Source organism: Micromonospora sp. NPDC049139 (genome assembly GCF_055586845.1).
Genome location: NZ_JBVJHK010000022.1, coordinates 50,200 through 64,717, shown reverse-complemented (window position 1 = coordinate 64,717; position 14,518 = coordinate 50,200). Strand labels below are relative to the sequence as shown.

Genomic DNA, 14,518 nt, shown 5'->3' with positions numbered 1-14,518 from the left:
CCCGCCTGGCCGGGGGCGTCGGGTCGGCCGGGTCACCAGGGCTCGGGGATGCTGATCGCCACGCAGCGCTGGGTGCCGGGAATCGGCTGGTAGCAGGCGGACGCCTCCAGGTTGTTGGTCAGGTCGGACCGGTGGAAGGACGTGCTGCCACCGTTGACGCAGGTGCCGCCGCTGGTGGTCACGCCGCCGGTGACCTTGGCCGTGGCGCAGCCGACCGTGCCGGCGGTCTTCTCCACCGTGTTCAGCGAGGAGCGCTGGTCCGCGTACTGGTGGGCGCCGTAGCCGGTCAGCCGCACGCCGGGACGGGTCACCGTGTACTGGAACGCCGTCGAGGTGTAGTACGACCAGCTCGCCCCGGTGCCCACGGTCCGCAGCTCCGGGTCGGCCGACGAGCCGGGGACGAACATGGCGAAACCCTTGTCATGGGTGGTCGTGCCCGGGATCATCCGGTAGACGATCACCAGGAGTCCCTGGCTGTAACTGCCGGTGGAATAGGTCAGGTAGCTGCCGTTGCCGCAGGTGGTCCGGTCGGCGATGTAGCCGACGCCGTTGGCGTAGAGCATCACCCGGGCGCAGCGGGAGTCGGCGGCGGTGTCCTCGATGGTGCCGACCGTCGTGCTGGTGCCCGAGTTGTCGGTGGCGTACCCGGTCAGCCGCACGCCCGGCAGGGTGCCGGCGTACTGGTAGGCGCTGGGGTGGTAGTAGCTCCACGAGGCCGACCAGCCGCTGCCGGACGGCAGCGCGAACGCGGGCGAGGCGGGCAGCAGGGCGGCGACCAGTGCGGTGGCCAGGGCCGCGACCAGCATCGCGCCGGTCGACCGCCATCGGGGGTGGGTCCTCATCGCTCCTCCGATCTCCACGACGGGCGGACACCCGGCGTCAGGATCAGGTTGACCGAGGATGCCGACCGCGAAGACGGCTCAGTCCCGAAGCGGACAGCCGGATCGACGTCAGCCACCGTCGGCGCGGTCGAAGGCTTGACCTTCGGTGGGTCAAACGACGGTGAGCAGCGCGTCGAGCGGCCGCGGCAAGGTATCCCGGCCAACTGCCGCCTCGACGAGCAGGCGTGCGTAGCGCAGGTTACGGCGCGAACTGCTGCGCAGGAACCGCCACATCTGCGCTTCGGGCTCCCGGCCGCGCCAGGCGGGCTGGCTCTGGAACGAGCGGAACAATCGGAGGTCGCCCTGTGAGTCGAAGAGTGCTTCGACCCGGGCGGCACCCAGGGCGCGGATCAGCTCGTCCTCCAGATCCTTGACGCAGACGTAGAACCCGAGGTGCTCCATGTCGGCGCGCGTGCGGGGTGAGCCAACATGGGTCACCTCCAGTCCGCGCCGGAATATCTCCTCCTCACGCAGGTCACACAGACCGGCAAGTCGCACCCGGGTGCCCAGGGGGGCCAACCTCGTCAGGAAGCGGCCGATCGCGTGCGCCCCGCCGATCGGCACGATCACGACCCGCTCCGCCTCGAGATCCCGGCCGCGACCCACTGCGGCCGTTTCCAGTGCGATCTGGTCGCTGATGCCCTCGACGAGCACCACGGCCACGGCGGACCCGACCTTTGCCAGGGCGCGGGCCGTCGCCCGGATCGAGGCGGCATTGCCACCCAAGTGGCCATCGACCGCCCCGTCGGTGAACATCTCAGCTTGTCGGGTCGTGGCCATGGTCGTAATCATCGGTGATACGCCTACCGGCCGACCAGGGATTAGCCACGGCCCATCTCGTCGACACGCTCCCGACCTGGACCAGGTGGCGGACCGCCTCGACCGGGCGGCGGCTCTTGCTGCTGCGGGCTCAGTGCGGACCGACGGCGTCGGCCCGGATCTTGACGCGGTTCGTCCGGGTCACCGACACCATGACGGACCAGTGGTTTTCCTGGTGGCCCGGACCGAGCACTACGGAAACAGGCGACGTCAGGTTGAGAGGCTTGCTTCTGAGTGGAATCAGGGCTCTGGCGTGGGCGCGGGGATCGACGGGGAGCCGGATGATCCGCTGATCGGGGCGTCGACAGAGCCAAGGAGACGGGGCACGGCCAGCGCGGGGCAACGCGACCCCAAGCCGTCGTTCCGTCGCGAGGGAGCGGCCAACGTGCCAGGACAAATCACGTCAAGCCGGAACTCGCGTGGGCCGGTATCGCAGGGCGACCGCCCCCGACCGGAACTCGTGGCGACCCACGAGTTCGAGCTGGATACGCTCACGCAGACCGGCGAGCAACGTCGGCCCGTGTCCGGCAAGGACCGGCTGCACAAGGAACTCGTACTCGTCGATCAGTCCCAGATCTGCCAACGCCAGGGGGAGCGTCACGCCGCCCACCCACAGGCCCTCGCCTGGCTCCTGCTTGAGCCGCTGAACCGCTTGCTCCAAGTCGCCTCGCACCAGCTCGGCATTCCAATCGACCTCGCTCAGCGTGCTCGACACGGCGTATTTCTTCGCCCGGTCGATGGTCTCGGCGAACGGGACCTCCCACTCATTCATCCAGTCAGGCCACGTGCCCGTGGCCGGCTTCCGCCACGCCGACTCCATCATTTCGTAGGTCACGCGGCCGAATAGCAGGGCATCGGCTCGATCCATCTCAGCGGTCCAGTAGCGCATTGACTCCTCGTCCGGCGAGAGCCCTGCCTCGTGATGGCAGCAGCCGTCGAGCGTGATGTTGATCGAGTATCGAAGTGGTCTCATCTCGTCACTCTCCCTTGATGCGCGCCCCGCGTTCACCGGACCGTACTCAGACGACTGCCGGCGCCATTTCTTATCGGCACCCCGATCGGACCTACTCAACACCGGCGTGATGCGAACCAGACCGCACCGAGCGCGCGACCGATTCGGCACTCGGGGCGTTCAGGTTCGCAACGGGACGGCGCCCATAACGCTCGACCTCGATGCACGGTGCCACGCACCCTACCGCAGGCTCCCCTCGACGCGCTCTCAGATCCACCACACGTCTGCACCGCAGTGCTGAGCCTGGTCCATGCGACCTCGCACACTCCGAGTTCCCATCGTCCAGGCCCACACAATCGGAGCTGTCACACGTCTTTCAGACGAGGAGCCGGGCTGCTGCACCGCGGGTCGTGTGGGTCGCGGATGCTGCTGGACTTCGCCACCAACCCGCGCGGTACCACCTACGCCTACTTCGTCCGCTCTGGCCGCGCCGCGAAGAAGACCACCTGCACCCGCCGTGCCGTACCCGTCGCGGTCGCAGAGCGGCTCGTCGAGGACTCCTACGCATCGATCACGATCAGCGAAGCCGACTACCGACACCTCGTCGCCGAAGTCGATGCCGCGTTCGACAAGCGCTCGACGGGCAGGGATCAGGAGATCGCCGACCTCACAGCGAACCGGGCACGCCTGGAAGCCGAGAGCGACAAGCTGCTGGCTGCGCACTTCGCCGACGCCATCGACCTCCCCACCCTGAAGCGCCACCAAGACCGCATCCGAGCCGGCCTCGCCGACATCGAACACCGCCTCGCCCAGCACGACGAACAGCACCGGAGGGCGGGCATTCCTCCACGACAGCCTGCGACTGCTGACGGACGCTCACCGCATGTACACCCGCTCAGGCGACGGCGACCGGCGGCTCGCGAACCAAGCGTTCTACACGCGGTTGGAGATCACCGAAGACGAGCACCTACGCCCACGCCTCTCGGAACCGTTCGCCACCATCGTCACCGAAGCCCCACGGGAGCAAGAAGACCAAACGAGAACACTCGCCATCTTCCGATGTCGCATGTTCCCGTAAGGCACTTTGGGTGGGGCGGACGGGACTCGAACCCGTGACCGATCGATTATGAGTCGACTGCTCTAACCGGCTGAGCTACCGCCCCGGCACCGCGCCGGATCCTATCCCGCCCGGTCGATCACCGGCCAGCACGAAACCCTGGCTTCACCGCCCCGCGGTGGCGGCACGATGGGCAACGCGAGGATAACAGCGAGCAGCCGGCCCGCCGCGCCCCGTACCCGCCGATTCAAGCGTCAGGAACCCGCGCGCAGCTCCGCCAGTACGGCTCCGGCGGCGCGCCAGCCGCTGGCCAGCGCCCCCTGGATGGACGGGCTGTCCCGGTGGTCGCCGGCCACGAACAGGCCCTCCCCCAGCGCCACCGGCTTGCGCAGCCGCCCCTGCGGCGGCGGTGCGGCGGGCAGCGCGTCCGGGACCGACACGGTGGTCAGGTGGGTCCAGTCCGCCGTGGACCGTCCGTAGAGCCGGGTCAGCTCGGCCCGCACGGTCGGCTCGGGCGGCGCCGACGGGCCGACCACGGAGGTGGCGATCAGGTGCCGGCCAGCCGGCGCGTACGTCGGCGCGGCCCGGCTGACCACCACCGTGTTCGCGACGATCTCCCGCCGGTCGCCGTCGACGAGCAGGATCGGCTCGTCCAGCGGCGCCTCCTGCACGCTGTGGTAGTAGGTCGTGTAGCTGTGCGTGCGTACCGCCGGCAGGGTCGGCAGCAGCGTGGCCGCCGCCGGCGGGTCGACGGCGACCACGACGGCGCGGCAGCGGATGTCGCCGGCCTGGGTGCGGACCCGGCCGGGCGCCACCGCCGAGACCGGGGTGTCCAGGTCGATCAGTTCGGCCGGCAGCGGGTCGGCGACGGCGCGGGGCAGCGCGGCCATGCCCTCGGCGGGCAGGCCGATCCGCCCCCGGGCGAAGGATCGCAGCACCATCGACAGCACGCGGCTGGAGGTCTCCAGCTCCCGTTCGACGAAGACACCGGAGAGGAACGGCCGCAGCAACTCCTCGATGATCGTGTCGGAGAGACCGGCGCGGCGCAGCGCGGTCTCGGTGGTGGTCTCGGGCGCGGCGAGCAGCCGGCCCTTCGGCAGGGTCGCGCAGCCGGTGGCGAGCGCGGCGAGGCGCAGCCGGTCGCGCAGCGACCCGACGCCGGCCAGGGCGGTGCCGGGCGCGCCGGTGGGCTCGCGCAGCGGGTTGACCAGGCGGGCGAGCCGGTCGCCCTTGCGCACCAGCACGCCGGAGGTGAAGTGGCCGAGGCGCAGCCGGTCGACGTCGAGCAGGGTGCCGAGCCGCGGATAGGCGGTGTTGAGCACCTGGAAGCCACGGTCGAGCAGGTAACCGTCGACCGCGTCGGTGGCCACCCGGCCGCCGAGCCGGCCGCCGGCCTCCAGCAGCCGCCACGGCACGCCGGCGCGGTGCAGCCGCCGGGCCGCGGCCAGGCCGGCCAGGCCGCCGCCGACCACGACGACGTCGGTCTCAGCGAGCATCGCGCGCCTCCCGCTCACCGTTCGTCCGGGACAGCCGGCCCGGCCACCAGATCGTCGGCCCGATGTCGTACGCCAGCGCGGGCACCAGCAGCGAGCGGACGACGATGGTGTCGAGCAGCACCCCGACCGCGACCGCCACGCCCAGCTCGACCAGCACCACCAGCGGCAGCACGGCGAGCGCGGAGAACGTCGCGGCGAGCACGACCCCGGCGGAGGTGATCACGCCGCCGGTGACGGCGAGGCCGGTGAGGACGCCGGCCCGGGTGCCCCGCCTGGCGGACTCCTCGCGGACCCGGCTCATCAGGAAGATGTTGTAGTCGATGCCGAGGGCGACCAGGAAGACGAAGGCGAAGAGCGGGAACGAGGTGTCCACGCCGGGGAAGTCGAGGACGTGGCGGAAGATCAGCGCGCAGAGGCCGAGGGTGGCGGCGAAGCTGAGCAGTACGGTCGCGATCAGCAGGATCGGCGCGAGGAGCGCCCGCAGCAGCAGCGCCAGGATGATCGTGATCACCGCCAGCACGACCGGGATGATCACGTTCCGGTCCCGTGTCGAGGCGTCCGCCGTGTCCAGGTTGATCGCGGTGAAGCCGCCGACCACGGAGTCCGAGCCGGGCACCGCGTGTACCGCCGCCCGCAGCTCCCGGACGGCCCGCTCGGCGCCGTCGCTGTCCGGCGGGTCGGCGAGCGTCGCCTCCAGTTGCACCCGGCCGTCGACGACGGTGGGCGGCGCGTTCGGGTCGGGCGGGCCGGTCCGGTGGGCGGTGACGGGCCGGACGGCGGCCACCCCGGGCACGCCGCGGGCCGCGTCGGCGACCTGCCCGGCGGCCTGCTGGTTGGTGAAGATGGTGGCGGGGCTGCCGGTGCCGGCCGGGTAGTGCCGGGCGATCACCTCCTGGCCGGCGACCGAGTCGGTGCGTTCGGTGAACAGGTCGGACTGCCCGAGCGTGGTCGCGCCGAGCTGGGTCAGTCCCAGCGCGAGCACGGCCAGCGCGAGGGTGGTGAGCACCCAGACGGGCCGGGCCCGCCGCGCCACGAAGCCGGCGATCCGGCTCCAGATGCCGTGTTCGGTACGCGGGTCGGCCTGGTCGGGCCGGGGCCGGCGCGGCCAGAACGCCCACCGCCCGCCGAGCACCAGCAGGGCGGGCAGGAAGGTGAGCATGACCAGCAGGGTGGCGGCGATGCCGATGGCGGCGACCGGGCCGAGCGCCCGGTTGGAGTTGAGGCTGGACAACAGCAGGCAGAGCAGGCTCACGATCACCGTGCCGGCGGAGGCGACGATCGCCGGGGCGGCGCCCTTCCAGGCGGTCCGCATCGCGTCCCAGGGGCGCTCGTGCCGGTGCAGTTCCTCGCGGTAGCGGGCGACGAGCAGCAGCGCGTAGTCGGTGCCGGCGCCGAAGACGAGCACGGTGAGGATGCCCTGCGCCTGCCCGTTGAACTTGATCACGTCGGCGTCGGCGAGCAGGTAGACGAAGACCGCGGCCAGCGCGAAGGACATCCCGGCGGCGAGCAGCGGGAAGATCCACAGGATCGGGCTGCGGTAGACGACGAGCAGGATGACCAGCACCACGCAGAGGGTGACGGCCAGCAGGGTGCCGTCGATGGCGGAGAAGACCTCGATGAGGTCGGCGAGCAGGCCGGCGGGCCCGGCCACGTCCACGGTCAGCCCGTCGCGGTCCCCGCCGGCGATGGCGCGCAGTTCCTCGACGACCGTGCCGATCCGTTCGCCATCGGCGTCGTCGATCGGCACCACCACCTGGAGGGCCTGCCCGTCCTCGCTGGGGATCGGCGGCGGCAGCGGGCCGACCACCCCGGGCACCTGGGCGAACCGGGTGGCGTCGGCAGCCGCCCGCTGCGTGTCGGCGTCGGTGATGCCGCCGGCGCGTTCGTAGACCACCAGCGCGGGGGTGGTCTGCCGCGCGACGAACCGTCCGGCCATCTCCTGCGCCCGGGTCGCCTCCGCGTCGTCGGGCAGGAACGAGGCGTTGTCGTTCGTGGCGACCTCGCCGAGCCGGCCGGAGAACGGCCCGGCGACGGCCCCGACGACCAGCCACGCGAGCACGACCGCCACGGCGACGAGTGTGATCCTGCCGTGGCCTCCTCTTCCGGGCATCCGCACCCACCCCAAGAATCGACGCACCGATCGACGCAGAGGGAGTCCAAGTCGACACCGACCATCCTGCCGGGCGGGAGCGCCCGCGGTGGCGGAAACCGGGCGTCCGGTGCGGGGCGAAGACACCGAGCCGGCGGCGGTCGGCGGGAGCACGGAACGACGAACGCCCGCCGGCGGGGCCGACGGGCGCAGGTGTGGAAGCTCCCCCGTTTGGACTCGAACCAAAAACCTGCCGGTTAACAGCCGGCTGCTCTGCCAATTGAGCTACGGGGGACCGCTGCGTCGTCCGGTGCGGATCTCCCCGCGCCGTGCGACGGGGACAAGAGTACAGGACTCCGGGGGGTGTTGGTCCAGGGGGTTACCCCTGCGACCCTTGCCCTACGGACACGACAATAAACCAGACAAATCGTCATCACGGCACAAGGAGGCATGAGCGGAGAGCAGGATGGGTAGTTAGCTGCGGACAGAGGAGACAGGCGCGATTTGGTCGCCTCCGGCGGGGTAAGCCGCCGGACGACGGCGCGTCAGGTACGGAAGGAGCCGCCATGCGCGGAAAGATCATGTTTCTTGGCGGGCTGGCTGCGGGATTCGTCCTGGGCGCCCGTGCCGGTCGGGAGAAGTACGAGGAGCTGGTGATCCGGGGCCGCAAGGTGCTCGACCACCCGACCGTCCAGGAGGCGGCCGGCGTCGCGCAGGCCCAGGCGACCCGCCTCTACAGCGAGGGCAAGGACAAGCTCGGCCAGTCGAAGCTGGGCGAGAAGCTGAGCAGCAACGGCAACAAGCAGGAGTTGACCGCCGCCGACGACGCGTTCGCCGGGACGCCGGCCACGGTGGGGGCGAAGGCGGGCTCCGGCTCGTCGGGCACCGGCTCGACCTCCGGGTCGACGTCGGCCACCACCACCCCCCGCAGCAAGCCGTCCGGCTCGGGCACCAACAACAGCACCCTCTGATCGCACCTTCGCGCGGGCCGGTCGCCAGTTGGTGACCGGCCCGCTCGCGTGCGTACGGGCACGTCACGGCCGCCCGGCCCCCACCCCTGTGGCCACTTTCGCCGATTGAAGCGAAAGTTCTGCCCATCCATCGAAAACTTCCGCCGCCAACCTCTTCACTTTGGTCCGAGGCGCAAATATCGTCCTGCGTAGAACCTGGCCAGGCTCTTGGTACCCCCCGCGACCTCCTCAGCGACGTCCCGGCGCTGAGGCGGACCCGCCCGACCAGAGCGAGGTTCGATGCGCAGACCGATCGGCCGAAGGGCCGCCACCTACCTCAGCCTTCTCACCCTCGTCGGCGCGACGCTCGTCGCGACCGCTCAGCAGCAGCCGGCACCGGCACTCGCCGCCCCGGCACCGACCAGCAACGGCATCCAGTACAAGGTCCTCGTCTTCACCCGGTCGGCGGACGGCAGCCACCCCGCCACCGCCGCCGGCGTCGACGCGATCCGCCAGCTCGGCAACGACCGGCGCTTCACCGTCGAGGTGACCGACGACGCCCGCAAGTTCGACGAGGCGCACCTCAAGCAGTTCCGCGCCGTGGTGTTCCTGAACACCTCCGGCGACGTCCTCGCCGACGACCAGCAGGCCGCGTTCGAGCGGTACTACCGCGACGGCGGCGGCTTCGTCGGCGTCCACTCCGCGATCGAGGCCGAGCCGGGCTGGTCCTTCCTGGACGACGTGCTCGGCACCCGGGCGGTGGGCGCCGCCACGGCGGCGGCCCCGGCCACGGTCACCGTGGCCGACCGGGTGCACCCGGCCTCCGCGACCCTGCCGGAGCGCTGGGCGCACACCGACCGGTGGTACAACTTCGCGGCCAACGTCCGGGGCGTCTCGCACGTCCTGGCCACCGTGGACGAGAAGACGTACGCCGGCGGGTCGATGGGCTTCGACCACCCGGTCACCTGGTGCAAGGACCACCAGGGCGGCCGGTCCTTCTACACCGGGCTCGGCGCGACGCCGGAGAGCTTCGGCAGCACCGACCTGCGGGCCCACCTCGGCGGCGCCATCCAGTGGGCGGCCGGCGTGACCGACGGCGACTGCGGCGCCACCGTCCTGGCCAACTACCAGATGACGGTGATCGGGGCGCAGCCCAACGTCAACGAGCCGATCGGCTTCGACGTGCTCCCCGACGGCCGGGTGATCCAGACCGACCGCCGTGGCGGCGTACGCCTGCACGACCCGGAGAGCAACGAGACCACCGTGCTGGCGCAGATCCCGGTCTACACGCACAGCGAGGACGGCATGTACGGGCCGGCGATCGACCGGGAGTTCGCCACCAACCGCTGGGTCTACCTCTTCTACGCGCCCCCGCTGGACACCCCCGCCGGCGGCGCGCCGACCACCAGCACCGACCCGGCGACCTGGGGCCGCTGGAAGGGGTACTTCCAGCTCTCCCGGTACAGGTTCGTCGACGGCGAGACGCCCTCCCTGGACCTGGCCTCCGAGCAGAAGATCCTCCAGGTGCCGGTCGACCGGGGAGCCTGCTGCCACGTGGCCGGCGACATCGCCTTCGACTCGGAGAACAACCTCTGGCTGGTCACCGGCGACGACACCCCGGCCGGCGGCGGTGGCTCCGGCGGCTTCTCCCCGCACAACGACTCGGTGAGCGCCACCGGCGTCTACCAGGCGCCCTTCGTGGACGCCCGGCGCAGCTCCGCCAATACCAACGACCTGCGCGGCAAGATCCTGCGCATCTCGGTGCAGACGGACGGCAGCTACACCGTGCCGGCGGGGAACATGTTCCCCGAGGCGGCGGACCCGGGTGACAAGACCCGCCCGGAGATCTACGCGATGGGCTTCCGGAACCCGTTCCGCATCACCCTCGACAAGAACGACGTCGCCTACGTCACCGACTACTCCCCCGACTCCTCGACCGCGGCGGTCGGCCGGGGACCGGCGGGCACCGGCCGGATGATGGTGGTCGACAAGCCGGCGAACTACGGCTGGCCGATGTGCGTACAGCCGAACCTGCCGTACATCGAGATGAACTGGACCACCAGCCCGATCTCCCCGGTCGCGCCCTTCGACTGCGCGGCGCCGCGGAACACCTCGCGGCACAACACGGGCCTGACCGACCTGCCCGCGGTGGAGAAGTCGGAGCTGTGGTACTCGTTCCAGGCCCCGACGCCGTGCCCCGAGTCGTACCTGTCCACGCCGACGCAAACCTGCCCCGTGCTCTTCCCCGAACTCGGCACCGGCGGCGTGGGCCCGCACGGCGCGGCGAAGTACGACTTCGACCCGGAGCTGAGGTCGGAGACGAAGTTCCCCGCGTACTTCGACGGCGCGATCTTCTTCGGCGAGTTCACCCGGGACACCCTCAAGGAGGTCCGGCTCGACGCCCAGGGCGACATCCTGAAGATCAACAACGTGCTGAACTGCGGGCAGGCACCCACCACGCCGGCCAAGCCGTTCCTCTGCGACAACCCGATGGACATGAGGTGGGGCGCCGACGGCAACTTCTACCTGCTGACGTACGGCGACGGGTTCTTCAACGTCAACCCGGACGCGGCGATGCTGAAGTTCAGCTACGTCAAGGGCCTGCGGGCACCGAACGCCGTGCTGAACGCGACCCCGACCAACGGTCACGCCCCGCTGACCGTCGCCTTCTCCAGCGAGGGGTCGAAGGACCCGGACCCGGCGGACTCCATCTCGTTCGCCTGGGACTTCGACGGCAACGGCACGACCGACTCCGTCGACCCGAACCCGACGCACACGTACACGGTCAACGGGGTCTACACCGCGCGGCTCACGGTGACCGACTCCAGCGGCAAGAGCGCGTCGGCGAACACCACGATCACGGTGGGGAACACCGCGCCGACCGTCACCGTCAACACCCCGCTCGAGGGCGGCTTCTTCCAGTGGGGTGACGGGATCCCGTGGTCGGTGACGGTCACCGACCCCGAGGACGGGCCGGTCGACTGCGCCAAGGTCGAGGTGACCTTCGTGCTCGGCCACGACGAGCACGGCCACGGCGAGGCCAACCAGTTCGGCTGCTCCGGCGTGCTGCCCACGGAGGCCGACGACGCCTCCCACGGCGGCTACATCTACGGCGTCGTCAGCGCGTCCTACACGGACCGGGGGGCCAACGGGCAGCCGGCACTGACCACGGTGGACCAGCAGATCATCCAGGACAAGCGGCAGCAGGTGGAGTTCGCCCGGGACCAGTCCGGGACCACCGTGGGCACCAGCGCCGACACCGGTGGCGGGCAGCAGCGCGGCAGCCTCGACCCGGGCGACTGGATCGCGGTCAACAACACCGTGAACCTGACGAACATCCAGTCGGTGACGCTGCGTACCTCCGGTGGCAGCGCCGCCACCGTCGGGCAGCCGCGCTTCGGCGTGGAGTTCCGGCTCGACTCGCCCACCGGGCCGGTGGTCGCCACCGCCACGGTCAACGCGACCAGCGGCAACAACGCCTTCACCAGCACCACCGTGCCGATCACCGACCCGGGCGGCACGCACCGGCTCTACCTCGTGTTCACCACCGTCCCCGGCGGCCCGACCAGCGGTTTCGGCAACCTCAACTGGATCGGGTTCACCGGCCAGGGCATCGGCGTCGCACCGTAGCCGCCGCCGTGGCCGGCTGCCGCGCGGCAGCCGGCCACGGCGCCCACCGACGTGCCCGGGCCACCGCCGGTGGCCCCCGGCCCGGATCCGCCCTCTCCAGCATCGAGAAAGGCAGCAACACATGAACGACAGTCAGCACGGGATGAGCCGTCGCCGCATGCTCGGCGCCCTCGCCGGCGTGGCCGGCGCGGCGGCCGTCGGCGCGACCGGACTCGCCCCCGCCGCCGGCGCCAACGGCAACGGCCTGCTCGTCCCGGCCGGCAAGCGGGGCATCATCCTCTACAGCGTCCGGGACCGGATCGGCGCCGCCCCGGACAGCAGCGGAGTGCCGTACGGCTTCGAGCGGGTGCTCGCGCGGCTCGCCGAGATCGGCTACAAGGAGGTGGAGTTCGCCGGCTACAACCAGCACACCTCCATCCTCGGCCGGCAGATCACCGCCGCGGAGATCCGCAAGATCCTGGACGACAACGGGCTGCGCGCCAACGGATCACACGCGTCCATCCCGAGCGTCATCAACCCGACCACCCTCGCGGCCTTCGAGCAGCAGCTCGACATCGCCGAGACGCTGGGCATGACGCACATCGGCACCGGCAGCGACCCGACCGGCAGCAACTACAAGACCGACTGGGACGCCGCCGCGGAGCGGTGGAACACCCTCGGCGAGCTGGCCGCCGCCCGCGGGCTGAAGCTGTACACGCACAACCACGACGCGGCGTACAACTTCCTGCTCGACAGCGGCCCGCTGGACGCCCTGGGCCGGCCGACCCGCTCCTCCGGCGTGCGGAAGCTGGAGTACTTCATCGGGCTCACCGACCCGGCGTACGTGTGGTTCGAGATGGACATCTACTGGGCGCACGTGGCCCAGCACCGGTTCCGCAGCTACACCGACCCGGACGGCGTGACGCGGACCGACGTCTTCGACCCGCTGGCGACCGTGGCGGCCCAGCCGATCCGGTTCCCGCTGTTCCACGCCAAGGACGGCGCGTTCAACCCGGCCAGCAGCGCCGGGTACGACATGGTGCCGCTCGGCCAGGGCGACATCGACTACGGCGGGTTCTTCGCCAACATGGGCGCCAAGGGCTACCACAACCCGATGTGGGAGCAGGACAACGCACCGGGCGGCACCACCGACCCGGGCCGGTCGCTGCGCTACGCGGAGCTCAGTTTCCAGCACATGTCGGGTCTGCGGGGCTGACGGACCCGACACGCACCTGGGGGGCCGCGTCCGGGACGACCGGGCGCGGCCCCGCGCGCCACACGCCGGTAACAGCGCCGTGGAAGACTTCAGGCCGGGAGGTGATGGCGATGGTCCTCGTCCGGCCTGAGAACGCGTACCAGGCACGGCTGGTCCGGCTGCTGCGCGACGACGGTCCCCGCTCTCGGGTGGAGCTGGGCGACGCGGTGGGCCTGTCCCGGTCCAAGCTGGCCGCGGAGGTGGACCGGCTGGTCGAGCGGGGCCTGGTCGAGACCGCGGGGCCGGCGGCGTCGCGCGGCGGTCGCCGGTCCTCGATGCTGCGCGTCGCCGGCGGCGTGCGCTTCGCCGGCGTCGTCGTCGGCGCGGACCGGATCACCGTCACGGTGACCGACGGTGAGTTGACCGTGCTCGCCGAGGTCGCCGAGCCGATCGACGTCCGGGTGGGGCCGGAGCCGGTGCTCGGCCGGGCCGTCGAACTGGTCGGAAAGCTGCGGGCCGAGCTGGGTCTGGCCCAGCTCACCGGGGTCGGCGTCGGCCTGCCGGGGCCGGTCGACTTCCCCGAGGGCACGCCGGCCTCACCGGCGGCCATGCCGGGCTGGCACCGGTTCCCGGTGCGCGAGGCGTTCGCCGCCGAGCTGGGCTGCCCGGCCCTGGTCGACAACGACGCGAACGTGATGGCGCTCGGCGAGAAGCACGCCGGGGTCGGGCGCACCTTCGACGACTTCCTCTACGTCAAGCTCGGCACCGCGATCGGCTGCGGGCTGGTGCTCGGCGGCACGCCCTACCGGGGCGCGACGAGCAGCGCCGGGGACATCGCCCACCTGCCGCTCACCGAGGACGGGCCGAGCTGCGCCTGCGGCGAGACCGGCTGCCTGGAGGCGTACTGCGGCGACCGCGGGCTGGTCGGCGCGGCGCTCGCCGCGGCCCGCGCGGGCCGGTCCACGGCGCTGGCGGCCCGGCTGGCCGAGGCGGGCACCCTCTCCGTGGCCGACGTCGCCGCGGCGGCGGGCGCGGGCGACGCGGCCGTACAGGCCCTGGCCCGGGACGCGGCCCGCCGCCTGGGCCAGGTGCTGGTCGGCCTCGTGAGCTTCTTCAACCCGGGCATCGTCATCATCGGGGGCGCGCCGGCCGGGCTGGGCCACACGCTGCTGGCCGAGATCCGTGGGGTGGTCTACCGCCGGTCCGCGCCGCTGGCCACCGGCACCATGCCGATCGTGCTCTCCGACCTCGACGACCGCGCCGGAGTGGTGGGCGCGGCGCGGCTGGTCAGCGACCACCTCTTCTCGGCCGGCTGACGGGGGCCGACCGGCGGCCGGCCCCCGGTGCGGGCCGTGTCCCCGCCGCGGACCGAGCCCCCGCCGCGGACCGAGTCCCCGCTGCCGCACGCGGCCGTGACCGCTGACGGGCCCTCGGTCCGTGCCGCCGAACGCGGCGTCGACCGGCAGCCGG

At 71.7% G+C, this 14,518-nt stretch carries 10 protein-coding genes and 2 tRNA genes; 4 read left to right on the top strand and 8 right to left on the bottom strand.

All coding sequences use genetic code 11. The features are described from left to right. Positions 1-32: 32 nt before the first annotated feature. The 8 genes from ACZ6Q9_RS28825 to ACZ6Q9_RS28790 form a co-directional block, all read right to left on the bottom strand. A complete protein-coding gene (locus tag ACZ6Q9_RS28825; RefSeq protein WP_393459510.1) occupies positions 33-842 on the bottom strand; it encodes a hypothetical protein in 810 nt (269 codons plus the stop codon). A gap of 150 nt (positions 843-992) precedes the next feature. Continuing rightward, on the bottom strand, positions 993-1,661 hold the full coding sequence (locus ACZ6Q9_RS28820) for a TOPRIM nucleotidyl transferase/hydrolase domain-containing protein (protein ID WP_393459513.1): 669 nt from the start codon (positions 1,659-1,661) through the stop codon (positions 993-995). A 442-nt stretch (positions 1,662-2,103) separates the two neighbouring features. Continuing rightward, positions 2,104-2,673 carry a dihydrofolate reductase family protein gene (locus ACZ6Q9_RS28815; protein WP_393459516.1) on the bottom strand — a complete coding sequence of 190 codons (570 nt, stop codon included), beginning with the start codon at positions 2,671-2,673 and terminating at the stop codon, positions 2,104-2,106. Positions 2,674-2,919: 246 nt separating this feature from the next. Further along, entirely contained in the window at positions 2,920-3,480 is a 561-nt protein-coding gene (locus ACZ6Q9_RS28810) for a hypothetical protein (protein ID WP_396829164.1), read from the bottom strand. A gap of 261 nt (positions 3,481-3,741) precedes the next feature. Continuing rightward, a tRNA-Ile gene (locus ACZ6Q9_RS28805) sits at positions 3,742-3,815 on the bottom strand. Positions 3,816-3,963: 148 nt separating this feature from the next. Further along, positions 3,964-5,205, bottom strand: a complete 1,242-nt coding sequence (locus tag ACZ6Q9_RS28800) for an NAD(P)/FAD-dependent oxidoreductase (RefSeq protein ID WP_393459522.1) — start codon at positions 5,203-5,205, stop codon at positions 3,964-3,966. Then, positions 5,195-7,315 carry an MMPL family transporter gene (locus ACZ6Q9_RS28795; RefSeq protein ID WP_396829163.1) on the bottom strand — a complete coding sequence of 707 codons (2,121 nt, stop codon included), beginning with the start codon at positions 7,313-7,315 and terminating at the stop codon, positions 5,195-5,197. Before ACZ6Q9_RS28795 ends, ACZ6Q9_RS28800 begins: the two co-directional genes overlap by 11 nt. Positions 7,316-7,516: 201 nt before the next feature. Further along, positions 7,517-7,589, bottom strand: a tRNA-Asn gene (locus tag ACZ6Q9_RS28790). A gap of 271 nt (positions 7,590-7,860) precedes the next feature. Between ACZ6Q9_RS28790 and ACZ6Q9_RS28785 the strand changes: the two genes are divergently transcribed. The 4 genes from ACZ6Q9_RS28785 to ACZ6Q9_RS28770 all read left to right on the top strand — a co-directional run bounded on the left by ACZ6Q9_RS28785 (position 7,861) and on the right by ACZ6Q9_RS28770 (position 14,364). Next, entirely contained in the window at positions 7,861-8,265 is a 405-nt protein-coding gene (locus ACZ6Q9_RS28785) for a hypothetical protein (protein ID WP_357450779.1), read from the top strand. Between the two features lie 279 nt (positions 8,266-8,544). Next, complete coding sequence (locus ACZ6Q9_RS28780; RefSeq protein WP_396829162.1) at positions 8,545-11,874, top strand: ThuA domain-containing protein; 3,330 nt, start codon at positions 8,545-8,547, stop codon at positions 11,872-11,874. A 121-nt stretch (positions 11,875-11,995) separates the two neighbouring features. Further along, positions 11,996-13,069, top strand: coding sequence for a sugar phosphate isomerase/epimerase family protein (locus tag ACZ6Q9_RS28775; protein WP_396829161.1), 1,074 nt, complete (start codon positions 11,996-11,998; stop codon positions 13,067-13,069). Positions 13,070-13,179: 110 nt separating this feature from the next. Next, positions 13,180-14,364 (top strand): ROK family transcriptional regulator, encoded by a 1,185-nt coding sequence (locus ACZ6Q9_RS28770; RefSeq protein ID WP_396829160.1) that lies wholly within the window; start codon positions 13,180-13,182, stop codon positions 14,362-14,364. The last annotated feature ends 154 nt before the right edge of the window (positions 14,365-14,518 follow it).